The 26431-nt window shown below is 34.2% G+C and carries 22 protein-coding genes; 13 read left to right on the top strand and 9 right to left on the bottom strand.

The features are described 5' to 3' along the window. The first annotated feature begins 12 nt into the window (after positions 1-12). Positions 13-1104: an alkaline phosphatase gene (locus V4538_12590; GenBank protein ID MES2381875.1), complete on the top strand. Its 1092-nt coding sequence runs from the start codon at positions 13-15 to the stop codon at positions 1102-1104. Next, complete coding sequence (locus V4538_12585; protein ID MES2381874.1) at positions 1104-1754, top strand: heme exporter protein CcmB; 651 nt, start codon at positions 1104-1106, stop codon at positions 1752-1754. Before V4538_12590 ends, V4538_12585 begins: the two co-directional genes overlap by 1 nt. Position 1755: 1 nt before the next feature. On the opposite strand, the gene V4538_12580 is transcribed toward V4538_12585, so the two are convergent. After that, positions 1756-2172: a hypothetical protein gene (locus V4538_12580; GenBank protein ID MES2381873.1), complete on the bottom strand. Its 417-nt coding sequence runs from the start codon at positions 2170-2172 to the stop codon at positions 1756-1758. 140 nt (positions 2173-2312) lie between these two features. On the opposite strand from V4538_12580, the gene V4538_12575 reads away from it, so the two are divergent. After that, positions 2313-5435 carry a DEAD/DEAH box helicase gene (locus V4538_12575; protein MES2381872.1) on the top strand — a complete coding sequence of 1041 codons (3123 nt, stop codon included), beginning with the start codon at positions 2313-2315 and terminating at the stop codon, positions 5433-5435. Positions 5436-5438: 3 nt separating this feature from the next. Here V4538_12575 and mltG read toward each other — a convergent pair whose 3' ends face one another. Beyond that, on the bottom strand, positions 5439-6476 hold the full coding sequence (mltG, locus tag V4538_12570) for an endolytic transglycosylase MltG (protein MES2381871.1): 1038 nt from the start codon (positions 6474-6476) through the stop codon (positions 5439-5441). A 186-nt stretch (positions 6477-6662) separates the two neighbouring features. Between mltG and rfaD the strand changes: the two genes are divergently transcribed. From rfaD to V4538_12550, 4 genes are all read left to right on the top strand, one after another. Then, positions 6663-7631 carry an ADP-glyceromanno-heptose 6-epimerase gene (gene rfaD, locus V4538_12565; protein MES2381870.1) on the top strand — a complete coding sequence of 323 codons (969 nt, stop codon included), beginning with the start codon at positions 6663-6665 and terminating at the stop codon, positions 7629-7631. 3 nt (positions 7632-7634) lie between these two features. Next, complete coding sequence (locus tag V4538_12560) at positions 7635-7961, top strand: multidrug efflux SMR transporter (GenBank protein ID MES2381869.1); 327 nt, start codon at positions 7635-7637, stop codon at positions 7959-7961. Positions 7962-8047: 86 nt separating this feature from the next. After that, the gene (locus V4538_12555; GenBank protein ID MES2381868.1) at positions 8048-11716 is read left to right on the top strand and encodes an ATP-binding protein; all 3669 of its coding nucleotides are present in this window, start codon (positions 8048-8050) and stop codon (positions 11714-11716) included. Between the two features lie 157 nt (positions 11717-11873). Continuing rightward, positions 11874-12323, top strand: coding sequence for an Hsp20/alpha crystallin family protein (locus V4538_12550; GenBank protein ID MES2381867.1), 450 nt, complete (start codon positions 11874-11876; stop codon positions 12321-12323). 67 nt (positions 12324-12390) lie between these two features. On the opposite strand, the gene V4538_12545 is transcribed toward V4538_12550, so the two are convergent. The 5 genes from V4538_12545 to V4538_12525 form a co-directional block, all read right to left on the bottom strand. Then, on the bottom strand, positions 12391-12789 hold the full coding sequence (locus V4538_12545) for a DCC1-like thiol-disulfide oxidoreductase family protein (GenBank protein ID MES2381866.1): 399 nt from the start codon (positions 12787-12789) through the stop codon (positions 12391-12393). A 6-nt stretch (positions 12790-12795) separates the two neighbouring features. Further along, the gene (locus V4538_12540; protein ID MES2381865.1) at positions 12796-13188 is read right to left on the bottom strand and encodes a DUF983 domain-containing protein; all 393 of its coding nucleotides are present in this window, start codon (positions 13186-13188) and stop codon (positions 12796-12798) included. Positions 13189-13192: 4 nt separating this feature from the next. Next, entirely contained in the window at positions 13193-13450 is a 258-nt protein-coding gene (locus tag V4538_12535) for a hypothetical protein (GenBank protein ID MES2381864.1), read from the bottom strand. Between the two features lie 73 nt (positions 13451-13523). Beyond that, complete coding sequence (gene priA / locus V4538_12530; GenBank protein ID MES2381863.1) at positions 13524-15977, bottom strand: primosomal protein N'; 2454 nt, start codon at positions 15975-15977, stop codon at positions 13524-13526. A gap of 22 nt (positions 15978-15999) precedes the next feature. Beyond that, positions 16000-16650 (bottom strand): alpha/beta hydrolase, encoded by a 651-nt coding sequence (locus V4538_12525; protein MES2381862.1) that lies wholly within the window; start codon positions 16648-16650, stop codon positions 16000-16002. 246 nt (positions 16651-16896) lie between these two features. On the opposite strand from V4538_12525, the gene V4538_12520 reads away from it, so the two are divergent. From V4538_12520 to V4538_12505, 4 genes are all read left to right on the top strand, one after another. Continuing rightward, positions 16897-17589: a hypothetical protein gene (locus V4538_12520; GenBank protein ID MES2381861.1), complete on the top strand. Its 693-nt coding sequence runs from the start codon at positions 16897-16899 to the stop codon at positions 17587-17589. A gap of 90 nt (positions 17590-17679) precedes the next feature. Beyond that, entirely contained in the window at positions 17680-18378 is a 699-nt protein-coding gene (locus tag V4538_12515; protein MES2381860.1) for a hypothetical protein, read from the top strand. Between the two features lie 464 nt (positions 18379-18842). Continuing rightward, positions 18843-19070 carry a hypothetical protein gene (locus tag V4538_12510; protein MES2381859.1) on the top strand — a complete coding sequence of 76 codons (228 nt, stop codon included), beginning with the start codon at positions 18843-18845 and terminating at the stop codon, positions 19068-19070. Next, positions 19070-19864: a hypothetical protein gene (locus tag V4538_12505; protein MES2381858.1), complete on the top strand. Its 795-nt coding sequence runs from the start codon at positions 19070-19072 to the stop codon at positions 19862-19864. The genes V4538_12510 and V4538_12505 overlap by 1 nt, the downstream gene beginning before the upstream one ends. A gap of 87 nt (positions 19865-19951) precedes the next feature. Here V4538_12505 and gyrB read toward each other — a convergent pair whose 3' ends face one another. Continuing rightward, on the bottom strand, positions 19952-21892 hold the full coding sequence (gene gyrB, locus V4538_12500) for a DNA topoisomerase (ATP-hydrolyzing) subunit B (GenBank protein MES2381857.1): 1941 nt from the start codon (positions 21890-21892) through the stop codon (positions 19952-19954). Positions 21893-22130: 238 nt separating this feature from the next. Between gyrB and V4538_12495 the strand changes: the two genes are divergently transcribed. Together V4538_12495 and V4538_12490 are read left to right on the top strand one after the other, a co-directional pair. After that, positions 22131-23117 carry a YihY/virulence factor BrkB family protein gene (locus tag V4538_12495; GenBank protein ID MES2381856.1) on the top strand — a complete coding sequence of 329 codons (987 nt, stop codon included), beginning with the start codon at positions 22131-22133 and terminating at the stop codon, positions 23115-23117. After that, positions 23110-23499, top strand: a complete 390-nt coding sequence (locus tag V4538_12490) for a hypothetical protein (GenBank protein MES2381855.1) — start codon at positions 23110-23112, stop codon at positions 23497-23499. The genes V4538_12495 and V4538_12490 overlap by 8 nt, the downstream gene beginning before the upstream one ends. A 1-nt stretch (position 23500) precedes the next feature. Here V4538_12490 and uvrA read toward each other — a convergent pair whose 3' ends face one another. After that, entirely contained in the window at positions 23501-26386 is a 2886-nt protein-coding gene (uvrA, locus tag V4538_12485) for an excinuclease ABC subunit UvrA (protein ID MES2381854.1), read from the bottom strand. Between the last annotated feature and the right edge of the window lie 45 nt (positions 26387-26431).

The raw sequence follows: 26431 nt of genomic DNA, 5'->3' as shown, positions 1-26431 counted from the left end.
TTTTTTAAACATTTGAAAAAATATGTACTAGGCATTGGAGTTTTTTTACTGGGAACTCTGTTATTAGGTGCCGCTTATTCATTTAAAAACAAACCTAAAAAAATAAAAAAGGTAATTTTTATTATAGGTGATGGTATGGGTTTGGCTCAAATCAGTGGTGCCTTAAGTCATATCAATGAGCAAAATGCTTTTGAGCGTTTCCCGGTTATTGGTTTAAGCAAAACATCATCGGCTGATAATTATGTAACTGACAGCGGTGCCGGAGCCACAGTATTTGCCATTGGTAAAAAAACATTTAATTATGCTATCAGTGTCGGGGCTGATTCTTTGCCTTATCCAAGTTTGTTTGAAATGATGAAGAAAAAAAACATGGCAACGGGTGTGGTGGTTACTTCATCTATTACACATGCAACGCCTGCTTGTTTTTATTCGCATGTATCATCACGTAAAAGTGAAGATGATATTGCGGAGTTTCTATTGCAAGGTAATTGCGATATAGCTATAGGTGGCGGCACTAAGTTTTTAAATGCAAATACCAGAGCCGATGGCAGAGATTTAAACACCCTTTTACAGCGCAATGGTTTTATGGTTAAAACAGATACATCCAATAATTTCACTCCTATCCTATCAGATAAGCTGGTTTACACTTTGGCTTTTAATGGTCTGAAACGAAAATTAGATGGCCGCGATGATTATTTACGTAGGGCTTCATTGGCTACTATTCAGCAATTAAATCATAACAAAAACGGTTATATGTTAATGATTGAAGGCAGTCAGGTTGATTGGGGTGGTCATGATAATAATTTTGAATATATGAAAACCGAATTGATAGACTTGAATCAAACCATTAATGCAGTATTGGATTATGCACAAAAAGAAGGCGATATTTTAGTAGTAGTTACAGCCGACCACGAAACCGGTGGCTTGGCTTTGAATGAAAACAAAAGTGATAAAAGTACTTTTAAAGTGAGTTATTCAACCGGAGGTCATTCTGGTATTATGGTACCTGTTTTCGCTTTTGGCCCGGGTTCTGAATTGTTCAGTGGCATTTATGAAAACACTGCTATTCATTATAAATTTAAACAATTATTGGGTCTAGAATAATGAAAGAAACCATTAAGTTGATACAAAATTTATTGCTGGTTGAATGGCGACAAAGGTATGCGCTTAATGGTATTTTATTGTACGTTTTCTCTTCCATATTTACCGTGTCGCTTTCGGTTAAAGCACTTAATTTACCTACATGGAACGCGGTATTCTGGGTTTTGATTTTATTTAATTCTATCAATGCCATTGCTAAAAGTTTTATAGCAGAACCAAGGGGCAAAATGTTGTTTTATCATGTATTGATTACGCCTGAAAAACTGATTTTAGCCAAGACTATTTACAATGCTATTTTAAATATAGTATTGTCATTTATAGCTCTGTTGTTTTATAGTGTTATTTTAGATAACCCTATCCAGCGATTGGATTTTTATATACTGATATTGTTTTTGGCTTCGGTTGGATTTGCCTTTACTTTTACGATGGTTTCTGCCATTGCACAAAAAAGTGGCAATGGTAATTTACTCATGCCTATTTTAAGTTTCCCCATTATAATTCCATTTTTGTTGCTACTTATTAAAACAAGTAAAAAAGCAATGGATGGAATAGATGTAAGCTTAATGTATACTGATTTGTTTTTATTGCTGCTAATGAATATGCTGGTTGGTGCTTTGGCATACGTATTGTTTCCTTTTTTATGGAAAGAATAAACTAGCTAACCAGTGTTTTATTAATTATTGAAAACAGTTCTACGTGTATTTTGCTAATCATTTTAGTGAATTGGTATTTTATAATAGCAGGTGCTTTTATATTTATATACTCCGTAACTTCCGTTACCTGTGCCTGTTCGTTATAAGTAAAGTCAAATGTAAGTGTTAAGTCAACCAGCTTAAATATATTGGAATGCATCACTACTTTTTGATTGGGAATTATCTCCACCATGGTTACATAATAACTAAAGCTAAAAGGTAAATGTTTATTTAACCTTTCGTGTAACAGGAAATAATTAGGCTTTATCTCATCAGCTTTAAACAAAACCGGATGAATAGATACAAATTTTTGGATATCAGCTATAAAAGGAAATACCTGGTTAGCTGATTGAGAACAAGAATGATTTAATTGTTTCATATAAAAAGGCTACAAAACTATTGTTTTAATAGCCCGCATGGTATTAAAATCAGCAGAAATGACAAATAAAATATTTCATTAATTTAATATTCCATTACGTGAAAAAACCTTAGCTTTACCGCCTTTAACGGGATAATAATTTGATTGTAGTTAATACACAACCATTCGCTTTAGTTTATACACTTGTCAATCATCAGTATTTAGGTTTTGTATTAGAGCCTCATATTGTTCAGGTAAACAGTTTGGGTAAGTACTCGCTTACACACCAGCGTATTTTTACTAAAACAGCTGATTATTTTTCGCGTTGTATTACCGAAGCCGACTACAAAATAATGGCTATACTGGATGAGCTGGACGATGATTTTATTTTTAAAAAATTTTATACCGACACCAAAAAGAAAATAAGGACAGCCGAATTTTTTACCCGCTATTGCAAAGAGGATTTTTTTGATGAAAACATAAAGCCATTTATTGAAGAGCGCATGAACAAAGCGTTCAATTTATTAAAAGGCACAAAAATTTATAAAACGGGGAATGACAACAACCCAACTTCGGTTGAAATAAATGTATCAAGCGAAAAAGCCAGTGTATTGTTTCATTTTAAACGAACCGAAGAAGGAACGCGCTACTTCCCTACTATTAAATATGGTGGCCAGCGTATAGAATTTATGTACAAGGGCGCACAAATTATTACTTTTAATCCTGCATGGATGTTGTTAGGTAATAACTTGTTTGATTTTGAAAAAGGCATTGACGGTAAAAAACTACAACCATTTTTAAACAAGCGTTTCATACAAATAAATAAAAATGCGGAAGAAGCATACTTTACCAAATTTGTACACCAGTTAATAGAAAAATACAATGTATTTGCCGAAGGCTTTGAAATCAATACCAATCAACCAGAAGGAAAAGCTATTTTAAATATACATCAACTCATTGATGATAATATTGCACTTAAACTTACCTTTAATTACGATGGTGCTCCTTTTGATTTTGGAAGTGATAATAAAATATCGGTAGTCGTTAACAGGCAAGACGATAATTATATATTCACCCGCACCAAGCGTAATCTTGATTTTGAGCAACAAACATTTGAAGCAGTTGTAAAAATGGGCCTTAAGCAATACAATGGGGCTTATTTTACTTTAAAAAATCAAAAGGCAAAACACCCAACAACAGGTTTATTGCTAACCGATGAGGGCACTAATAAATACCAATTTTTGGAATGGCTAAATGAACACCATGCTCATTTAAAAAAGGCTAATATTGAAATAAAACAAGACAAGGAAGGCGCGAAATACTTTATTGGTTCGCGCGAAATGAAGCTTGAAATAAAAGAACAAAAAGATTGGTTTGATGTACAAGCCATCGTAAAATTTGGGGAGTTCAGTTTTCCTTTTTTAGCTTTAAAGGATTACTTAATAAAAGGAAAAAGAGAATTTACTTTACCCAACGGTATGATTGCTATTATTCCTAATGAATGGTTTGGTAATCTATCTGGCATTATTGAATTCAGTACCCATGATGATGAAATAAAAATAGAAAAACAGCACGTTGGATTACTAGATGAAATAGTAAATAATGGCGGTAAGTATTTACGATTTAGTGATAAGCTGGAAAAACTTAAAAATTACGGTGAAATAAAAGAAGCATATGTTCCGTTGAGTTTTAAAGGAACGCTACGCCCCTATCAGCAAGCCGGCTTTGATTGGTTTTACTTTTTAAAAGAAAATCAGTTTGGTGGTTGTTTGGCTGACGATATGGGATTGGGTAAAACCATACAAACTCTGGCTTTGATTCAAAAAGAGCGTGAGTTGTATCAAATCTTCTCTTTGCAAAATCAGCCGGCCAGCACCCAAACATTGGTACAAACACAAGTAGCTGTTGATACTGATAACAGAGGACAGGTAAGTATGTTTGGCGGAGCAGAATTAGCTAATATTACTTATGCGGCTCCTGCTTTAGCCAATAAAGAAACGCTCAATGCTTTTGAGCAAACCCCTAATAACGAACAAACCTTTATACGCACCAATTTAATTATTGTACCCAACTCATTGGTATATAATTGGTATAACGAAGCACGTAAGTTCACACCCAACTTAAAGGTATTGGTTTATACTGGAGCACAACGCATAAAAAATACCAAATACTTTAGCAATTACGATTTAATAATTACCACTTACGGCACTTCACGTGTTGATATTGAATTGCTCAAAGAATTTAAATTCAATTATATAATACTGGATGAAAGTCAGGCCATTAAAAATGCTTCATCGCAATCAGCAAGGGCTGTAAAACAATTAAAATCAGCTTATAAGTTAGTGCTTACTGGTACACCTATTGAAAATGGCGTACAGGAATTATGGAGCCAATTGTCGTTTGTAAACCCGGGATTGTTAGGCAGTTTAAATTCATTCACAGAGCGATTTGTAACACCTATTGAAAAGGGAAAAGATGAATTTAAAATGCAGCAATTAAAGGCCATTATTAAGCCTTTTGTATTACGCAGAACCAAAGACCAAGTAGCTAAAGATTTGCCAGAGAAAACGGAGCAAATTATTTATTGCCAAATGACGGATGAGCAAGCAGAGGAATATGAAACCACTAAATCTTATTACCGAAACGAAATATTAAAATCTGTTACCGAATTAGGAATTAACAAATCACAGTTTACTTTATTGAAAGGCCTAACCAAGCTTCGTCAAATAGCTAACCATCCTATTTTGGCTAACAAAGATTATGCTTTTGGAAGCGGTAAATTTGATGAAATAACAGCACGTGCCAATACTGCTAAAGCCGAAGGACACAAAGTATTGATGTTTTCACAGTTTGTAAAACAGCTTGATATTTACGGTAAATACTTAACTCAAAATAATTTACCATACGGCTACCTAGATGGCAGTATGACTAACCAAGACAGGCAGAAAGCAGTCACTCATTTTCAAGAAAAAAACGATATGCCTTTCTTCTTAATATCATTAAAGGCAGGTGGCTTGGGTCTAAATTTAACCAGCGCTGATTATGTGTTTTTAATTGACCCATGGTGGAACCCTGCTATTGAAAGGCAAGCCATAGACAGAACACATAGAATTGGCCAAACCAAATCGGTTTTTATTTATAAGTTTATTACCAAAGACACGGTTGAAGAAAAAATAATGGCTTTGCAAAACAAAAAGAAATTGCTGGCTGATAATATTATTACCACCGAAGAAAGTTTCATAAAAACCATTAATGTAGATGAGATTTTAGATTTACTCAGCTAGTTTTTAGTTGATACCTCTCCTACTTAATTCACGTTGATATTTGCGGGCATTTACATTATGCTGCTCTAACGTTCCAGCAAAATTGTGGTAGCCACTAAAGTCTTCCTTGGCACAAAAATAAATATAATTATGCAATGGCGCATTGAGTACCGCATCAATAGCAGCAGGCGATGCCATGCATATTGGCCCTGGAGGCAAGCCTTTGTATAAATAGGTATTATATGGTGAATCGAATAATGTATGTTGGTGTAATACACGCCTGATACTATCATCATGTAGGGCAAAAATAACCGTTGGGTCAGCCTGCAATGGCATTCCTTTTTGCATCCTATTTAAATAAGCCCTGGCTACAATAGGCATTTCGTCAACTTTATTGGTTTCACTCATTACAATAGAAGCCAGTGTTGAAACTTGCAGCGGAGATAACTTTAATAAAATGGCTTTGGTAGTTCTGTTACTATTCCAAAAAACATCGTACTCCCTTTTCATACGCTCCATAAACTTTTTGGGTGTAATATTCCAATATACGTTATAGGTATTGGGGACAAACAGGGATATTATATTGTTGCTATCAAAGCCTATTTTGTAAAAAAAACTAGTGTCGTTAAAAGCATTCATTAGTTCCGTACTATCCGGTTCTATTTGTTTACTGATGGCGCTGGCTAAATTCCCTGTTCTTCGTGCATATTTTAAAACCAAATTAACAGGCTCTTGCTTGCCTGATTTAAGCAATCTGACCAAAGCTAAATTACTCATATTGTTGCCTATCTTGTATCTACCCGATTTTACAGAGTCGTCTAGTTTTAATAGTTTAGCTACACGTTCAAACGATTCTACATTTTTAAGAATATGGTCTTTATCTAAATTATAAATCAAGCGATCAAAGCTTTCATTGGATTGTATGTATATATAAGTCGGCTGATTAACATTATCACCCACATTGTTTAAAAACAAATCGGCTACAAATTTATAAGCAGCAAAAAGCAGTAAAATACCTATGATAATGCTTACATAACGCCAACTTATTGTTTGGTTTTTCATGGTTTTATAAAAAATCTCAAGCACAATAAAAACATTTGATTTGAATTTACCAATGCAATAAGGATATTTGCTTGAAATTTAATAAGAAGAATTAACACTACCCTATTTTATCCTATTAGTCATCAAAAGTTTAAGTAGTTTAAAGGTGTTGTTAATCTGTAAACAAGTTAATTTAAATATTATATAATGATTATTATTACTGGAGCCGAAGGCTTTATAGGTTCATGCCTTGTTGCAAAACTAAATCAGCATAATTATAATGACTTAATTTTGGTGGATGATTTTGACACTTGGCCGGAAAGAAGTAAAAACCTGATCGGTAAAAAATACACTGCTAAAATAAACAGAAAACAGTTCTTCCCTTGGCTACAGGAAAATGCCAATCAGGTGCAATTCATTTTTCATATTGGCGCACGTACGGATACAACTGAAACAAATGCGGCTATTTTTAAAGAGTTAAATTTAGATTTTACCCAAACGCTTTGGAATATTTGTATAGCAGAAGGCTTACCGTTGGTTTATGCATCAAGTGCCGCTACTTATGGCGAAGGCGAAAATGGTTACGATGATGATGTAAATAAGTTGTCGTCATTAACTCCTTTAAACTTATACGGACAATCAAAAAATGATTTTGACAATTGGGCTGTTAAACAAACCAAACAGCCTTATTTTTGGGCAGGGCTAAAGTTTTTTAACGTTTACGGACCTAACGAATACCATAAAGGAAGAATGGCTTCTGTTATTTTCCATGCTTACCATCAAATACAACAATCAGGGAAAGTAAAGCTTTTTAAATCGCATAGGCCGGACTTTAAAGATGGTGAACAAATGCGCGATTTTATTTATGTAAAAGACCTTTGCGATGTATGCTTGTATTTAATGCACCACAGAAAAAACAGTGGTATATATAATTTAGGTACCGGTAAAGCGCGTACATGGAATGACTTAACCAAGGCTATTTTCAACGCATTGGATAAGCCTGTTAATATTGAGTACATAGATATTCCTGAAGACATTAGAGATAAATACCAATATTTTACTGAAGCCAATATGGATAAGCTGATACAGATAGGTTACGATAAGCCTTTTACCAATATTGAAGAAGCGGTACACGACTATGTAAACAACTATTTAGTACCTCAAAAATTTGAATAATTGATGAATTGGTTACTATTAATTATTGCAGGATTATTTGAAGTGGCTTTTGCTTCGTGTCTAGCCAAAGCAAGAATTACCAATGGGCTTGAATCCAGTATGTGGTTAGGTGGTTTTCTACTTTCTTTATGTATAAGTATGTTATTGCTATACAAAGCCACACAAACACTCCCTTTGGGTACTGCTTATGCTGTATGGACAGGTATAGGTGCTGTAGGTACAGCCTTAATAGGTATTTTGGTTTTTAATGAACCGGCCCATTTCTGGCGTTTATTTTTTATCAGCACATTAATATTTTCTATTGTGGGCCTGAAATTTGTTTCGGAATAAATTAAATAATTGTACTTTGCCTTACAATGCATATTAATTCAAAACTAAAAAAATATTTCCTTCGGTTTTTAATATCCATTGTGTTGATGCAGTTAGCGTTTGTAGCTGAACAACGCTATTTAAAAAACACACCTCAGCAATTAGAAAATACTTATCAGCAGCTACAAGAGTTTATTAAATACAAAGAACTTGATTTAGTAAACGCCTATAGCCATTTAATAAAAGACAGCAGCAGTTTCGATAAAAACTGGCTAACCATTAACGATATAGCCCAGCGGGAAAATTGTCTCATTCAGATATTCAGAAAAGATACTTTAATAACCTGGACCAGTAACTTAATTAATGCCCAAAAGTTTAACAATAAGTTTAAAGACGGGCTAAGTTTTATAGTGAATAACAATGGTTCATACCTAGTTTATTATAAAGCTGTTGGTAGCTTTCAATTGGTTTTTTTTTACAATATTTATGAAGGCTATAACTATAAAAACCAATACTTAAACAATAAGTTTATTGATGATTTATCGTTTTTAGATAATGGTATTATAAGTCCGCAACCCTTGAAAGGTTTTACTGACATTAAAGATGTAAGTAATAAATATTTGTTTTCAGTAGAAGTGTTTAGCAAGGACTGGCTTGACAATTGGTGGCTTATTTCACTTTCTATTTTAGCCATCTTATTTTTTGTTTTATCGTTCCATTTGTTTTGCAGTCAGTTGCTTTATGTAAATATAGGCATTGGAGCATTGGTGTTTTTTAGTGTTATGTTGGTGCTGAAAAAATTATTACTTTACTACCAGCTTCCATCCTACCTGTATTCAAAAGCTTTGTTTAGCCCCATTATTTATGCCTCAAGCGATATTATACCTTCGTTAGGTGATTTTATTGTGGTGGCTTTTATGGCACTGTGGTTTGCTGTGCTTATTGATGCTAAACGTATTTTGGTGAATCCTGAAAAAAGAGAATGGTTAAAATACATCAAAGTGTTCTTTTTATTTTTAATAACCATTACGGCTATTGATTCAAGTATTGACAGTATAAAAAGTTTGGTTTTCGACTCCCAGATTTCGTACAGCTTAAAAAATGTTTACCTCCTTAATCAATATACTTTTTACGGATTATTAATTGGAGTAATACTTTACATTATTATACATATCTGTATAAAAAACACGTATTTATTTATACGTAAAAATGAATTCAACTATTATGTTTTAACCGGGTTGATGGTGTTTGTATTAGCCGTTGTCCATCCTGTTATAATCAATGAGTTTTTCGGCAGGCAACATATTTACTACTTAGGCTCTGTTGTTTTAATTGTTGTTTTTGCCGGGTTTAATTTTTTAGTGACTCGTACTAATCGCTTCCAGCATTATTTTGTTTTGGTTATACTCATTTCTTTTGCTACCAGTTTTTCTGTTCAGTATTTTTCTAACTTAAAAGATATTGATAACCGGAAGCTGTATGCGGCTAAATTAATATCGCAAAACGATATCAATACAGAATACTTTTTACGCGATGTAGAGAAGAAAATAATATTGGATAAGCAGGTAAAATATTACTTCTTAAACCCAATGGCGCTTAAGTCGCAATTAAAGAAAACCATTAGGCAATTGTACTTTACAGGCTATTTAAGTAAATACGATGTTACCTTTTACGACTTTGATTCCAGCGGTTATCACCTCCACGAAAGAAATGGTATTTCATTTAATCAGTTAAATGAAATTTACTATAACCAATCCATTGAAACCATTGATAAATATTTTAAATACTTAAAAACAAACAGCTATTTAAAAGGATACTTATCAAAATTTACGGTTAAAAATGGTAGCCAGAAATTAGGCTATATATTTATTCAATTGCAACCAAAGCTTATTCAGGATGAAAACCGTTTTGATGAATTGCAAATTGAGGGAACGTCCAATACCATTGGCTTTAAAAAGTTTGATTACAGCTATGCTATTTATAAAAATAAAGCTTTAATAAGCCAGAGTGGCGATTATCCTTACCGCACCGTAAATAGCTTAACAACTCAGCCGGAAATATTTACTACTTATATTGAAAACGATTACGATCATTTGCAATATTTTAACGACCAGCAATTAACCGTTATTGTCAGCAAAAAGCATAACACCTTTTATGAGCCACTAGGCTTGTTTTCGCTTATATTTACGTTCTTTACCCTCCTGCTCATTTTCTCTCTTTCGGTATATGCCATTGTTAATGGGCGCTTTTTAAAGAAGTATAAACTAATTCAATCGGATATATACCGCACCGTCAGGCACCTTATTAACCGCTTATTGTTTATCAAAGATCCGGATGTAGTATTGATTAGAACCCGCATACAGGTATCTATTATTTTAATCGTGTTTATTACGTTAAGCATTACGGCTTATGTTACCATTAATTTTATTCAGTCGGAATACAATACCAAGCAAAATGAAAAGCTGAGTAGAAAAATCAGGAATGTAGTAAATACATTGCAAGGCGAAGCGGCTGATTATATTGTAAAAAACAGACTGGATGAAAGTAAAGCTTACTTAAACCAGTTGGCCGATTTTTATGATACAGATATAAGCATATTTAACATGCAAGGTAAGTTGCTAGCCAGTAGTATAAGCAAAGTATATGATGAAGGAGTTATTGGCGACTTAATGAATCCAACAGCCTTTTACCATCTCTCAAAACTAAAAGAATCGCAGTTTAGTCAGGCTGAAAAAATAGCGGAGTTTGGTTATATAGCTGCTTACGTACCTATTTATAAAAACGAAAACATGTTAATTGGTTATGCGCAACTACCCTACTTTAGTAAGCAAGCTGATTTATTAAGTGAGATATCAAGTATTGTAGTGGGCTTTATTAACTTGTACGCTTTGTTGTTTATTATAATAGGTGTTATAGCTTATGTTATTTCGCACAGTATTTCATTCCCACTCATATTAATCCAACGCCAGTTAAGTACAACCAGTTTAGGTAAAAAAAACGAGCCAATACTTTGGAACAGAAAAGATGAAATTGGCGACCTGGTAAAGCAATACAACTTAATGATAGATAAGTTAGAGGAGAGTGCGCAAAAGCTGGCACAAAGTGAACGCGAAGGTGCCTGGCGTGATATAGCAAGGCAAATTGCACACGAAATAAAAAATCCTTTAACGCCTATGAAGCTAAGTGTACAGCACTTACAACGCGCGTGGAATGACAAGCACCCTAAGTTAGAAGAAACATTCCATAAAGTTAGTAAAACCATTATAACACAAATAGACGTTTTAAACGATTTGGCCAGCGAGTTTAGTAATTATGCTAAAATGCCAACGCCTGAGTTTGAAAACATTAATTTAAAGGATGCCTTAGAGCCTATTATTGATTTGCATCAAAACGATGAAAATGTTAAAATAGTTAATCAGATAAGCGATGATATGTATGTGTATTTTGATAATAATTATTTGAACAGGACATTTACCAACTTAATTAAAAATGCTGCACAAGCTATCCCTGACGATAAAAAAGGCTTAATTGATATAAGCGCAATAGTTGATAACAAAACAGTAAAGATAAGCATTAGCGATAACGGTAAAGGTATTAGCAACGCTGATGCAGATAAAATTTTCACACCCTACTTCAGCACCAAAATTTATGGAATGGGCTTGGGCTTACCCATGGTTAAAAATATGATTGAAGCCGGTGGTGGTAAAATTAGCTTTACCAGCCATGAAGATGTGGGAACTGTATTTGAAATCACCTTGCCTTTAGCTGACTTGTAAACAGTCATTTTTCAAATTAAAAGACAAAAAGTCTTTTAATTTGCTTCGCTCCTAATACAAAAATGCAATATCAAGCCATTATGGCTTTAAAATTCAACTGGAAAACTTTTTGCTTAACCGTATTCATATTTTAAATAAACAATTAAACAAAACAAATATGAAATTTTTAAAAGTAAATCCAGCTCGTGAGTTCTTTATTGAAAACTCAATCCCTTCACAATTTTTAAACTCAGTAGACAGTTTAATCAACCAACAATTTAATCGTGCAGAAAACGATTACCACTTTACTCCAAGAGCCGATGTAACAGAATCAGAAGGTAATTATGCTATACATGTATTATTACCGGGTGTGAAAAAAGAAAACGTTAGCGTGGAAGTAGTAAAAAACAAATTGGTGATTAGCGGAGAGAGAAAATTAAAAACTGAAAACGATACCCGCAAATTCCATACGGTTGAATCGTTTGAAGGTAAATTTAAACGCGTATTTCATTTAACAGAAAATATTGATAAAGAAAATATTGATGCAAAAATGGAAGACGGTATTTTAAGTATTGAACTTAAAAAAGTAGAAAACAAAACAGAAAAAACTGCTGTAACCATTAAATAGTTAAAGTGTTTTAGATAACAAAAAGCCCAAGGACGTAAGTTCAAGGGCTTTTTTTGCAATAAATGTTTTATAAAAACCTATCTTGGTAATTTGGCTTCATTACCCAACACTGATTGGTTTTACCCCATATGTTATAGCGATACCTGGCTATTATTTTATAAATAAAATTAGCTATAAAAGAAGGTATAAACTTAAATACGCTTAGCCATTTGTAAGGACTTTTTAACTGGGCTATAACTATAAATGCTGCTTTTGATTGCAAGTAAAATTGGTTGTTATGGTAAACAATAACAGAATCTATTGAAGAGGGATCAAAGTTTTGTTGCTTGAAAAAGTTTTGCGCAAATTCACTTTGCAAACTGCTGAATTTAAGGTTTGGCGCTTGCTCGTGTTTTAACACAAACTGCACAAATCCGTTGCATAAGTTACACTCCCCGTCAAAAAATATGATAGACTCTGACGCCATCTATTTTTATTTAACGAATTCTTTCTTGAACGTAAGCGGAGAAAAGAAATACAACATCAACACCCTGGCATATCTGTAGGTAAATGGTATTGATAAAAACATAACAATAAAAATAGGGATAATGTATGTCCAGAATCCCGCTCCTGTAGTAGTAAAAAAAACAATACCACCAACGGCTAACATAATACCGCAAGTAATAGCATAGCTTACATACATAGCTCCCCAAAAAAAGCCCGGCTCCACTTCAAACTGAACTCCGCATACCTGGCAAGTGGTAAACATTTGCGTAAATCCGTTTAATTTAAAAGCGTTGTATTTATACATTTTTCCGCTTTGGCATTGCGGGCATTTAGCTTTAGCTATTGATAAGCCTTTGCTAGGTTCATATTGATTACACATAATACTATTGGTTTTGGTTGAGTTTCTTTTTAGCGCGTGTGTTTCTTATGTATAAAAAAACAAATACCATGGCTAAAATATAAGGAAATACAAATAGGTAAATAATCCCATTATTGAGGGTATTGCCTACACTCGTATCGCCATCCATTCTGGCTGATGTAAGCGATTGCTTGCACATAGGGCATTGTGCATTTACAGTATAAGGCAACGAACTAATAAAACTAATTAGTAAAAATAGGCTAACAATTATTCTATTTTTCATGCAACAAAGGTATTTTATTAGTTGTTAGTTAGCAGTTGACTGTTATCAGTAAATGAGGTGGTTTGTAACTAGTTTAAAGAGCATCTACATCTAATTGTATTATTAACTGGCTGTATAATTTGGTTTCATAAAGCTTGGCTATTTGTTGGCGTATAAATTTTTTCAATGCCGGCAAGCGTGTATCTGTCCTATCTATTTTAACCAAAAACTCTTTGATATAATAATTGCGAATGCGGCTCACATATGGGTTTGCAGGCCCCAATAAATTATCACCAAAAGTGCCATGCATCAAGTGGTGTAATTGTTCTGCTGCATTTTCACATACTTTAAATTCTTTGTGGCGTAAATTAATTTTTATGATGCGCTGAAAAGGCGGAAACAGGAATTGAGCCCTATCTTGTATTTCTTTATTGTAAACAGCCTCGTAGTCATGATTAATAACAGCCGTTATAACTGGATGATTTGGCGAACTGGTTTGGATAACAACTCTCCCCTGCTTTTTTCTTCTGCCTCCCCGGCCACTCACTTGTTCTATGAGCTGAAATGCTCTTTCGTTGGCCCTAAAATCGGGAAAATATAAAAGTTGATCGGCATTGATTACACCCACCAATGTTACATTGTCAAAATCCAAACCCTTTGTTACCATTTGGGTTCCTACCATAATGTCGAACCTATGTTCTGCAAAATCTTTTATAATATGCTCGTGTCCATTTTTACCTTTAACTGAATCCTGGTCAAAGCGGGCAACTCTGGCTGTTGGAAAAAGTATCGCTAGTTCATCTTCTATTTTCTCGGTTCCAAAGCCTTTAAAACTTAAAGTATGTGCGCCACATGCCATACAAGTATCCGGCAGTTTTTGGGTAAATCCACAGTAATGGCATTTGAGTGAATCTATGTACTTATGGTATGTTAAACTGATATCGCAATTCTGGCATTTAGGTACCCACTGGCAATTATCGCATTCATACACCGGACTGTAACCTCGCCTGTTTTGAAACAAAATAACTTGTTCATTTTTAGCCAATGTTTCTTTTATTTCATTGACCAAAACAGTAGTTAAATTGCCTTGTATAATTTTAGCTTTTCTTTCCTCCGCTATATTAGCTGTTATAATTTGCGGTAGTTCTATATCGCCATGCCGCTTGGTTAATTTCACCAAACCATACCTCCCTCCTTTGGCGTTAAAATAACTTTCAAAGCTTGGTGTAGCACTCCCTAAAATTAGTTTCGAATTGTATATTTTATTTAAAACTACTGCGCTATCCCGGGCATGGTAACGGGGAGCAGGATCATTTTGTTTAAAAGTGGTTTCATGCTCTTCATCAACTATGGTTAAACCTAAATCAGCAAAAGGTAAAAATATAGCACTCCTTGCGCCTATTACTATTTTTATATCTGACGATTTTACTTTATTCCAAATTTCTACCCGTTCACTATCCCCTATTTTATTGTGAAAAGCAACGCATTTTTCGCCAAAGTATTTTTTTATACGATGTATAATTTGCGATGTAATAGCAATTTCGGGAAGTAAGTATAAAACCTGTTTTCCCTGCTTTAAAGCTTGCTCCATTAACCTAACATATACATGGGTTTTACCACTGCTGGTAACACCTTGTAGCAGCACCACATCTTTTTCTATAAACTCTTTTTCTATTTGAATAAATGCTTCTGCTTGCTCTGCATTTAACTCAAATGTTTCTGTTTTATTTTCATCAAATTGAAGCCTGTCTACGGCTATTTCAAACTCCTCAAAAACACCATTTTTAATAAGTGTTTGTAATGATGAGGTACTCACATTTCCCTTTTTTATTAAATCCGCTTTTAGTACATGCGTTTTATTTTGCTTTAAATGTACATAGGTAACCAGTGCTTCTATTTGCTTTTCTTTTTTTGCCAATAAATCAAACAGCAGCTTTAAATTTTCTTCGTGGGTATAGGTATCTGTTAGCTTTATACACGATACTAACTTTTCTTTATAACGTTCGTGTATTTGCTCATTTATAATAATGGCCTCTTTTATAACGAGGCTTTTTATAATGGGTAAAGCGTTTTTACTATTAATAATTTGTTGTATATTATCAATGGTTAATTCATGTTGCACTTGCAGTGCTTCCATAATCATGTATTCCCTATCATCCAATACAGTATTGGTATCAAAATCAGGGTTGGCAATTATTTTACTGGCGCTTTGTAGTTTGAGCATGGCCGGTAAAGCAGCCTGCATTACATCGCCCATATTGCATAAATAATAATCGCTTATCCATTGCCAGAATTTAAGTTGTTGTTCAAATATAATGGGCTCTTCGTCTAAAACGGAGAGTATGTATTTTGCTTCGTAATCTTTAGGAGGTGTATTGTGCACTTTGGCTACAATGGCTGCATATACTTTACTTTTTCCAAACTGAACTGAAACACGCTTGCCTGTTTGTGTTTGTGCTACTAAATCATCAGCCACTCTATAGGTATATAATTTAGGAACATATAGCGGTAAAACTACATCAACAAAGGTGGCAAAAGCTTCAATCATGCAGGGAGCAAGTTATATATTTTTATTTATTTAGGTAGTTTAAAATAATTTCACTGATGGTTTTTGACTGATTCACAATCATAAAATGTCCGCCATTTTTTATTGGTAGATAATCTTTTAAATTACCTACAGGAAAAATCCTGTCGTGGGTTCCATGTATATGTAACAAAGGTATTGTTGTTTCGTTTGCGGGTTTCCAATTTATTATTTCATGCATAGCCCATACCAAAAAATCTAAATCGGTATCATTTATTATTTGTACTAACAATTGCGCTTCTTTTTTTGATTGAATACTAAAATAAAAATTGCCTGTTATTCTGTTACTCCATTTTAAAAGCGCTTTGGGGTAAATTAAATGTAGCTGTAAAAGCTTAACACATTTCAATGCCCAGCTAAACTCCTTTGGCGATTTGATACTGGAAATAATAATTATTTTAACGCAGTTAATTTGCTTAGCTATTTCTTGTGCTATTAATCCCCCAAAGGAAACTCCTATTAAATAAACTGGCTGACTAATATCTATTTGTTTTATTAATCTACCGGCATAATTACTTAAGCTTTCTCTTTTTAAAGGTTTTTCCCATTTAATAAAAACCTTTTCTATATCAGGCAAATTAAGATATTGAAATACCCGCTCATCCGCGCCTAGCCCACTTATAAAATATATTTTCATACCCTTTTTGCTTTTCATATAAGTACTCTTTTTAACTAATTCCCTAATGATATTTACCGCTAATATAGTCTTGTATATTTTATACTACAACAACCTCTAATACCTTATTTTATTAGCATCTCGACTATACTTAAGCATCGTAATTATGAATTATAAACATTTTTAAGCTAAATACCTTTGTTTCAGCATTTGAAAGTAATAACACTAAATTCTACATTCGATATCGTTAACCAAAACAAAAACAATATGAAAAAAATTATCTTAACTATTGCAACTGCTTCATTATTTATTGCAGCACATGCCCAAAAACCAATAGCAGGTTCAAAAACTGCTGAAGTTGTTTTAAACTTTCAAACCGGTACAGCTCCTATTAGCTACAACTTACCAGGTGAATTACGTTTACGTTATTTCCTTTCAGAAACAATGGCCGTTAGAGCTCGTTTAGGAATGGGTATGACTACTTCTACTGAAAAAGTACAGAATGGTGCTGGTGATGTGACTGCAGAAATTAAAGAAAGTAGTGGCTTTAATTTGATGTTATCTCCGGGTATTGAAAAACATTTTGCAGGTACCGCTAAATTATCTCCTTATGTTGGTGCACAATTAATGTTTTCTATGGGAACAGGTGTCTCTACTGAAGTTTCTAATTCTGGCTTTGCTAATCCTGCTCCTGGCCAAGTTAATTCAGGCGATTCTTACAAATCAACTGGTGGTAGCAAATTAGGAATTGGATTAGGTTTATTATTAGGCGCTGACTACCATATTACACAAGGTATTTTTGTAGGAGGTGAAATGGGCTTAGGTTTATTTAACATGACTACTGATGGAGACGGTACTCAAAAAATAAATAATGGTGCTGAAACTAAAACTTTAGGTGGCAGCACTTTTGATTTATTTGGTGTTACTACAGGTGGTGTACGTTTAGGATTTGTATTTTAGTTAATACATTCTGAAATCTCAATAAAAAAGGCTGTCTGTATTGGCAGCCTTTTTTATTGATAACTAAAATTTATTCATCAAATAATTCTTATGAAAAAGATATTAGCTTTACTGCTCATTATTATTCAATCCAATTTTTTAAGTGCTCAAATTGGGCAGTATAAGTTTTTTGCCGGAGGTAGTGTTGGTATCTCGTCAGTAGGTTTTGGCGAACAGAAAATAACATTAAACAATGGCACCTCAAGTACACATACTTTAAAGCCTGCCATTAACTGGAATTTTTCGCCAAGTATGGCATATTTCATTAACGATAAACTGGCTTGCGGTGTGGCTGTAAATTTAGGCAGTAGCTTTGTAACACAACGCGCAAGCCTTGATGGTAACACCATTGAAAACATCAATGCGTTTAATTACGGAGGTAAGTTATATGTACGCCATTACATTGAAATATGGCGAAGTATTTATTTTCATAGCCAGTTTAACCTTGACTTTAATTCGGGAACTTATAATGACAAACAAACTTTTGGACAATCGCAACTAAAAGACAGTATTAAAGTAACCAACTCGGTTTTTGAAGCAAGTTTAAATCCCGGCATTACCTTTTTTATTATCCCTAAATTGGGTTTCGATTTTTCATTTAATAAAGTGATCAGCTATTCATTTATCAGAGCAAACCAAGAACCTATTGGAAACAGCAGCCCAAAATTAGAGGCAACCAGTGGCGGGTTCACTGTTGGGTTAAACTTAGTGCCAACCATTGGCTTGTACTACTACTTTAGTAAGTATTAAGTGGTAAACAAACCAAATATTTTTATTCCTTTATATTAGCTGATAATTATACATAAAACTATAAATCCAATAATTAGTATAAAAGAACATAGGAGTAAACTCATCATTGCATAATAAATATAAATAAGCCAATTAAGTAATTTCAAAAGTCCATTATCTTCTATTTTGTTGCTTTTAATTAGAGCCTTCAGTTTGCGAATACTAATACGGTTATATTTATTCTTGGGATAATTAAACGAATACTTTAATTCAATGTAACCAGAGAATAAGATAAATATGACACGTAAAGTCCATCCTGAAAAGAAAAATAGTGCGAAAATATGCATTAACATTTGTTTAAAGTGCTTCCCCCTTCAAAAATAACTGGGCTTAGTTAATTTACAAAACCTTTAAATAACAAAAAAAGCATTGGTTATTCTTTTGGATAAATTATATGTTGCAGGTAACCTATATGATTACCTGTTATGATAGAGCAAACAACTATAAAAGAAGAATTACTACGCATTGCTTCTGTATATTTAGAAGATACCATTGATTATAAAAAACTAAGCCAAATAACAACAGACTACAAGGCCCTTTTACAAAGCTTAAACGCTAACGACTTAAATACCCGTGAAGGGCGCCAACATATTTATATGAATAATGGGCTTGCCATAGGTCCGTTTTGGGCTGCTTTATGCTTGGATGATTAATGAGAACACGCCAGTTTATAAGAGGTACTCATAAAGCTATATCTGATAAATTGGCTCAACAAACCAATGATACCATAAACATATTGTATGCAGGAACCGGGCCTTTTGCCACTATACTATTACCACTTATATTTAAATACCCCAAAAACCGTATTAACTATACTTTCCTGGAAATAAATCCAATTAGTTTGGACTGGTTAAAAAGTTTAATTGATGCCATTGATTTTACTTCTTATCCCATCAATTTGTTACTAACAGATGCTTCTGCCTATACCATAGACAAAAAACACATACCCGATGTTATTGTTAGTGAAACAATGCAAAATGTATTGGATAAGGAGCAACAAGTACCCATTTTTTTACACCTGATGAATCAGGCAAAACCTGATACTATTTTCATACCCGAAAAAATAAGCATTCAATTAGGTTTAAAACAAAAAGGTATTAACGATACTGAATTAGAAAATAAGCACTACCAAAGACTAAAAAAGATTTTGGAAATTAGTAAAGAAAGCATGAAGCCTTTTATTCAAAAACCTGAAGAATGGCAATATGGACAAGCATTTGGAGCAGATCAGACTGTTATAGAAATGGAACAGCAAGCCAATAGCAACTCTCTTCTGCTTTTGACCGATATTCAGGTGTATAGTAATGAAATTATAGAAATTGCAGAAAGCGGCCTGACATTACCCAGAAACATATTGAATCTAGCGCCTTCAGACAAAAGAAAATTAACGATTAACAGCAGGTACCAAATAAGCAATAAACCCAGGCTGGAGTATGAAATAGTTTAATGTTATTTTACTTATTATAACCATGAGTAAAGACAAAGGCTACCCTTTTGAGGCAGCCTTTGTTTTATACAAATAAATTATAATCTATTAAGCATCAATCTTAGCATACTTTGCATTCGCTTCAATAAACTCTCTGCGCGGTGGAACTTCATCGCCCATTAACATACTAAAAATCCTATCGGCTTCTACAGCGCTATCTAAGGTTACTTGTTTTAGGGTTCTTGTATCAGGATTCATGGTAGTACTCCACAATTGCTCTGCATTCATCTCTCCCAAACCTTTATAACGCTGTATACCTACTGTATCAGGATTTGCTCCTTTGGCAATACGTAAAACAGCATCTGTTCTTTGTGCCTCTGTCCAGCAATATTCTTCTTCTTTGCCTTTTTTTACCAAGTATAAAGGCGGTTGGGCAATATATACATAACCAAACTCTAACAATTCTTTCATATAACGGAAAAACAAAGTAAGAATTAAGGTACGAATATGACTACCATCCACGTCCGCATCGGTCATGATAATGATTTTATGGTAACGTAATTTATCTAAATTTAAGGCTTTAGCATCTTCGGCAGTTCCAATTGTAACGCCTAAACCGGTAAACATATTTTTTATTTCTTCGTTCTCATAAATTTTATGTTCCATGGCTTTCTCTACATTAAGAATTTTACCTCTTAAAGGTAGAATGGCTTGGAAAACACGGTTACGGCCTTGTTTAGCTGTTCCTCCTGCTGAATCTCCCTCCACTAAGTATATTTCGCACTGTGCTGGGTCTGTTTCTTGGCAATCGGCTAATTTTCCTGGTAATCCACTTCCTGTTAAAGCACCTTTTCTTTGTACCATTTCTCTTGCTTTACGCGCTGCTGCACGTGCAGTTGCTGCAAGTATTACTTTTTGTACAATTAATTTTGCTTCTCTTGGGTTTTCTTCTAAATAGTTTGAAAGCATTTCACCTACACATTGATCAACAGCACCTGTTACATCGTTATTACCTAATTTGGTTTTTGTTTGTCCTTCAAATTGAGGTTCTTGTACTTTAACTGAAATAACGCCTGTTAAACCTTCTCTAAAGTCGTCACCTGCTATCTCTACTTTTACATTTTTTAACAAACCTTCTTTATCAGCATATGCTTTTAAAGTTCTTGTTAATGCTCTTCTAAAACCGGCAACGTGTGTTCCACCTTCAATGGTATTGATATTGTTTACATACGAGTGTAGGTTTTCGGTATAACCTGTATTATAAGTCATAGCTACTTCTACTGGTACGCCATTTTTTTCACCTTCTACATAAATAGGGTCTGGTAATATTTTTTCGCGTGTACCATCTAAATAAGTAACAAACTCTCTTAATCCGCCTTCGCTATGAAAAGTTTCTTCTTTAAAATTACCATCTTCATCTGGTCTTGCATCTTTTAAATGAATAACAATTCCTTTATTTAAAAAAGCGAGTTCGCGTAAACGGGCAGCAATGGTATCGTATTTGTATTCAAGTGTTGTAAAAATACTGCCATCAGGTTCAAAATATTGAATAGTTCCTGTTTTATCGCTTTCACCAACAATTTTTACATCATATAATGGTTTACCACATGAGTATTCTTGTTGCCAAATTTTACCTTCTCTGTGAACTTGGGTTCTCATTAAGGTAGAAAGTGCATTTACGCAACTAACACCCACACCATGCAAACCACCCGAAACTTTATAAGTATCTTTATCAAATTTACCACCGGCATGCAACACAGTCATTACAACTTCTAATGCCGATTTACCTTCTTTAGCATGCATTCCTGTAGGAATTCCGCGCCCATCATCTTCAACAGTAATTGATTCGCCAGGATTGATAATAACTGTAATATTTTTACAATAGCCAGCCAAAGCCTCATCAATTGAGTTATCGACTACCTCGTAAACCAAATGGTGTAATCCACGCGTCCCAACATCACCTATGTACATTGCAGGACGCTTACGTACTGCTTCTAAACCTTCTAATACCTGAATATTATCGGCTGAATAATTACTTTTATCTTCCATTTATTGTATTTAAAATTTATTAGTTTAAATAGGCTGTAAATATACTGCAAATGCCCTTATCTACCTAAACAATACTTCGCTTTAGCACCACTGTTTTTCCACATTTTACCCGCTTTTTTAACCGAATTGAGTGTGGGAGTTTTATATTGTATTTTTAATTGGCTCATTTCTGAAGCATTTGTTTTAAAAAGTAGCGATTAATATCGTTTTTTAGTCGCTTAAAATTATATTGCGCTACATGAAAAAGAACAATCTGTTACATACGAAACCTGTTAAATGGCTTTATAAAGTAACACAACGTGTTTCATTTCCGGGCAATAAAAATGTATCGCTTTACGCTGTACTGGAGTTTTTTGTACGTTCTGTCAGCAAAAAAGATATTCAATTGCGCAGCTCCGCCCTTGCGTTTACTTTTTTTCTGGCCCTATTTCCAACCGTTATTTTCTTTTTTACTGTAATCGCTTATTTACCTGTAAAACAGGATCACGATAAGATATTATTTTTTATTTCAACACTCATTCCTAAAAGCGCTTACGATACCCTGAGGGAAACCTTAGAGGATATTTTAAAACATCAGCGTGGCGACTTATTATCGTTTGGTTTTTTATCGGCTATTTACTTTTCGACTAACGGATTCCATTCGCTAATGGATTCACTTAACAAATACGGACATACAACCGAAAACAGGCCTTTTTGGAAACAAAGAGTGGTGGCTATTGGTTTGGCAGTTTTTGTTTCTTTTTTGATTCTTATTTCGGTCGTTTTAATTACCAGTGCCAGTTTTGCTATTAAGTGGCTAGATAAGCAGAATTTAATTACACAGTCTATTGCTAAATTCGGGCTACAATCATTAAACTATGTGGTAGCTGCGGGTATTTGCTTAAGTATTGTTTCGGCTATATTTTATTATGCACCTGCTAAAGTAAGAAAATGGCGTTTTGTGTCAACCGGCTCTATTTTTAGTTGTATCATTATATTAATAACTACTACAGGCTTTTCGTTTTATGTAAACCACTTTAACACGTATAACAAGGTATATGGCTCTATTGGTGTACTTATTGTTATCATGATGTTAATCTATATCAATACGTTTATTTTATTGCTTGGCTATGAGCTTAATGTCGCTTTGGATTCAGCTAAATCCCAATCTGCTAAATCTAAAGCGCATCGTGAAAAAAGTAATTTTATTATTTATTTAGAAGATACTGTCAAGGACGATGAATAATCCTTTTAAAGTTGGGGATACTAAACAATTTACCAAAATTGTTAAAGAAAACGATACCGCCACATTTGACACGGGTGAAGTACATCCGGTATATGCCACATTTGCATTGGGCCGCGATGCGGAATGGTGCTGCCGTTTGTTTGTTTTGGATATGAAAGAAACGAATGAGGAAGGTATTGGCACATTCTTAACTATTCAGCATAAAAGCCCCGCACTGATTGGTTCTACAGTTGAGTTTACAGCCGTTGTAAAAAGCGTTATTAAAAACGAAATTATCTGCACCTATACGGCCAAAGTTGGCGACCGACTCATTGCTGAAGGGGAACAAGGACAAAAAATAATACAAAAACATAAGCTTGATGCTTTGTTTAGCAGCTTATAATTTATACCAATTTCGTTTTTAGGTATTGAGCAGTATAGCTTTCTGTATTATTAATTAAGTCTTCCGGTAAACCGGCAAAAACCAAATTGCCACCATTTTCGCCTGCTTGTGGACCTAAATCAATAATCCAATCTGCACATTTAGCCACATCCATATTGTGCTCTATCACTATAATGGAATGCCCTTGATCAATTAATGCATTGAATGAGGCCAATAGTTTTTTGATATCGTTAAAATGCAATCCTGTGGTTGGTTCATCAAAAATAAACAGGATATGCTCGGTGCTATTTCTTTTGCCTAAAAACGATGCCAGCTTAACTCTTTGCGCTTCTCCTCCACTTAATGTATTGCTTGACTGACCTAATTTTATATAACCCAAGCCGACATCGCTCAGTGGTTTTATTTTATTGGCTATGCTTGTTTCATCATGAAAGAATTCCAATGCTTCATCAACACTTAAGCTCAATAAATCGCTAATGCTTTTGCCATTGTGTTTGGCATCTAATACTTCTTCTTTAAAACGCTGGCCTTTACATTCCTCACATGTTAAGTGTATGTCGGCCATAAATTGCATTTCGATAGTTACTTCCCCCTCGCCCTGACAAGTTTCGCAACGACCTCCTTCTACATTAAAACTAAAGTGTTGTGGTTTAAATCCGCGTGCTTTTGAAATAGGCAATTGTGCATATAAATCCCTGATGGCATCGTAGGCTTTAATATAAGTAATCGGGTTACTCCTGCTCGATTTTCCAATCGGGTTTTGGTCAATCATTTCAACTTGTGTAATTGATTTGATGCTACCTGTTATACTTTCATGAGCTCCGGTTTTTTCGCCACTGTAATTACCTAAATGCTTTTGAACCGCAGGATATAGTATTTTTTTGATTAAAGTGGTTTTACCGCTACCTGAAACACCTGTTACAACAGTAAAAGTATGCAATGGAAACTTTACATCGAAACCCTTCAGGTTATGTTGCCTTGCTCCTTTTATTTCAATGGCATCTTTCCACTTTCTCCGCTTACCCGGTACTTCTATTCTTTCTACATTGGAAAGGTATTTTCCTGTTAAGCTATTTTTATCGTTTTTAATAAAATCAATATTGCCTTGCGAAACTTTATGCCCACCATGAATACCTGCTAAGGGGCCTATGTCAATTATCTCGTCAGCGGTTTGCATAATTTCTTCATCGTGCTCAACTACCACTACGGTGTTACCAATATTGCAAAGTGTATGCAGTACTTTAATTAAGTTTTCTGTATCGCGCGGGTGTAAACCTATACTTGGCTCATCTAAAATATATAAGGAACCAACTAAGCTTGAGCCTAGTGAGGTAGCTAAATTAATACGCTGGGTTTCGCCCCCACTTAATGTATTGGACAAGCGGTTTAACGACAAATAGCCTAAGCCTACATTTTGTAAAAAGTTAAGCCTGCTTGTTATTTCTGTTAGTATGCGTTGTGCTATTTTGGAATGTGTTTCTGATAAAGTTAACTGTTTGAAGTATGCTACGCAATCGTCAATACTCATAAGCATTAAAACAGATAGCGACATGTGTTCGTCCGTTACTTTTAACTGATTTAATTGGGCATAATCTGTTGCTGAAATTAACCTTACATTGTTGGCGTCATTACGTAAGCGTGTTCCTCTGCAATCGTAGCAAGTTGTTTTACCTCTATACCTAGCCAACATAACACGGTATTGAATTTTATAGGTTTGTTTTTCTAGCTCTTTAAAAAATCCATCTATACCGGCCCAGGCTTTTTCTCCCCGCCATAAAAAATCTTTTTGTTTTTGGGTTAATTGAAAGTAAGGCTTATGAATAGGGAAATCATTTTTACGCACGTATTGTAAAAACGATTGTTTCCACTCTTGCATTTTTTCACCTTTCCAGGGCACAATAGCATCTTCAAAAATTGATAAGCCTTTATCCGGAACAACTAAATCTTCATCAATACCAATTACATTACCAAAACCTTCGCATGTTTTACAGGCACCATAAGGATTGTTAAAGCTAAAGAAATTAGCACTTGGTTCTTCAAATTTTATTCCGTCCAGCTCAAATTTATTGTTAAAAATGGTGCTTTCGTAGGTATTGTTTTCTGTCAATACATTTAAAACACATTCGCCCTCCCCTTCAAAAAATGCAGTTTGTATGGAATCTGAAATACGGTTTAAAAAATCTTCATCATCCTGCACAACTGCAAAACGATCTATCAATAAAAACAATGGAGCGGTTGATACTATCTCACCATCTTGAGCTTTACCTTTTTTTGTTTTTGGTGTGACTATTTTATTTTGACCAGCAATATAATCTTCAATATCAATTACTTCTTCGTTTACCCATAACCTGTTAAAACCTGTTTGCAGATAAACTTCTAATTTTTTCTTTAACTCGGAAGCTTCTGTTTTTATCTCCACTAACAAATAAGCTTTGGTGGAATCGGGTAACGATAAAATATGATGAACTACATCTTCAATGGTATGGCGTTTTACCACCTGACCGCTTATAGGTGAAAAAGTTACACCAATACGGGCAAATAACAGCTTTAAATAATCGTATATTTCGGTAGAGGTTGCTACGGTAGAACGCGGATTGCGTGTATTTACTTTTTGTTCTATAGCTATAGATGGTGAAATGCCATGAATATAGTCAACATCAGGCTTATTCATTTTACCTAAAAACTGGCGTGCATAAGCGGAAAGACTTTCTACATACCTTCTTTGTCCCTCGGCATATAGGGTATCAAATACCAGACTTGATTTGCCTGAACCCGAAACACCGGTAACAACGGTTATAGCATTTCGTTTAATGTTAACATCTATATTTTTTAAATTATGAACGCGAGCGCCCTTAATAACTATGTTTTTATTGTTTGACTGACTCATTTATATACTAAACGCAACATTACTTAAAAAGTTCCTTGTAAAGGA

The organism is Bacteroidota bacterium (assembly GCA_040388375.1).
Taxonomy (GTDB): domain Bacteria; phylum Bacteroidota; class Bacteroidia; order UKL13-3; family UKL13-3; genus JAAFJM01.
Note: the sequence above shows the minus strand (reverse complement) of the source record. Positions and strands in the feature narration are given on the sequence as shown.

What these genes read in the sequence shown, in the direction of transcription:
- V4538_12585 (MES2381874.1), top strand. Translation starts at nt 1,104, where the DNA reads ATGAAAGAAACCATTAAGTTGATACAAAATTTATTGCTGGTTGAATGG.
- V4538_12515 (MES2381860.1), top strand. Translation starts at nt 17,680, where the DNA reads ATGAAAAAGATATTAGCTTTACTGCTCATTATTATTCAATCCAATTTT.
- V4538_12545 (MES2381866.1), bottom strand. Translation starts at nt 12,789, where the DNA reads ATGGCGTCAGAGTCTATCATATTTTTTGACGGGGAGTGTAACTTATGC.
- rfaD (MES2381870.1), top strand. Translation starts at nt 6,663, where the DNA reads ATGATTATTATTACTGGAGCCGAAGGCTTTATAGGTTCATGCCTTGTT.
- V4538_12505 (MES2381858.1), top strand. Translation starts at nt 19,070, where the DNA reads ATGAGAACACGCCAGTTTATAAGAGGTACTCATAAAGCTATATCTGAT.
- V4538_12540 (MES2381865.1), bottom strand. Translation starts at nt 13,188, where the DNA reads ATGTGTAATCAATATGAACCTAGCAAAGGCTTATCAATAGCTAAAGCT.
- mltG (MES2381871.1), bottom strand. Translation starts at nt 6,476, where the DNA reads ATGAAAAACCAAACAATAAGTTGGCGTTATGTAAGCATTATCATAGGT.
- V4538_12510 (MES2381859.1), top strand. Translation starts at nt 18,843, where the DNA reads ATGATAGAGCAAACAACTATAAAAGAAGAATTACTACGCATTGCTTCT.
- uvrA (MES2381854.1), bottom strand. Translation starts at nt 26,386, where the DNA reads ATGAGTCAGTCAAACAATAAAAACATAGTTATTAAGGGCGCTCGCGTT.
- V4538_12525 (MES2381862.1), bottom strand. Translation starts at nt 16,650, where the DNA reads ATGAAAATATATTTTATAAGTGGGCTAGGCGCGGATGAGCGGGTATTT.
- V4538_12550 (MES2381867.1), top strand. Translation starts at nt 11,874, where the DNA reads ATGAAATTTTTAAAAGTAAATCCAGCTCGTGAGTTCTTTATTGAAAAC.
- priA (MES2381863.1), bottom strand. Translation starts at nt 15,977, where the DNA reads ATGATTGAAGCTTTTGCCACCTTTGTTGATGTAGTTTTACCGCTATAT.
- V4538_12490 (MES2381855.1), top strand. Translation starts at nt 23,110, where the DNA reads ATGAATAATCCTTTTAAAGTTGGGGATACTAAACAATTTACCAAAATT.
- V4538_12580 (MES2381873.1), bottom strand. Translation starts at nt 2,172, where the DNA reads ATGAAACAATTAAATCATTCTTGTTCTCAATCAGCTAACCAGGTATTT.
- V4538_12555 (MES2381868.1), top strand. Translation starts at nt 8,048, where the DNA reads ATGCAGTTAGCGTTTGTAGCTGAACAACGCTATTTAAAAAACACACCT.
- V4538_12535 (MES2381864.1), bottom strand. Translation starts at nt 13,450, where the DNA reads ATGAAAAATAGAATAATTGTTAGCCTATTTTTACTAATTAGTTTTATT.
- V4538_12560 (MES2381869.1), top strand. Translation starts at nt 7,635, where the DNA reads ATGAATTGGTTACTATTAATTATTGCAGGATTATTTGAAGTGGCTTTT.
- gyrB (MES2381857.1), bottom strand. Translation starts at nt 21,892, where the DNA reads ATGGAAGATAAAAGTAATTATTCAGCCGATAATATTCAGGTATTAGAA.
- V4538_12495 (MES2381856.1), top strand. Translation starts at nt 22,131, where the DNA reads ATGAAAAAGAACAATCTGTTACATACGAAACCTGTTAAATGGCTTTAT.
- V4538_12520 (MES2381861.1), top strand. Translation starts at nt 16,897, where the DNA reads ATGAAAAAAATTATCTTAACTATTGCAACTGCTTCATTATTTATTGCA.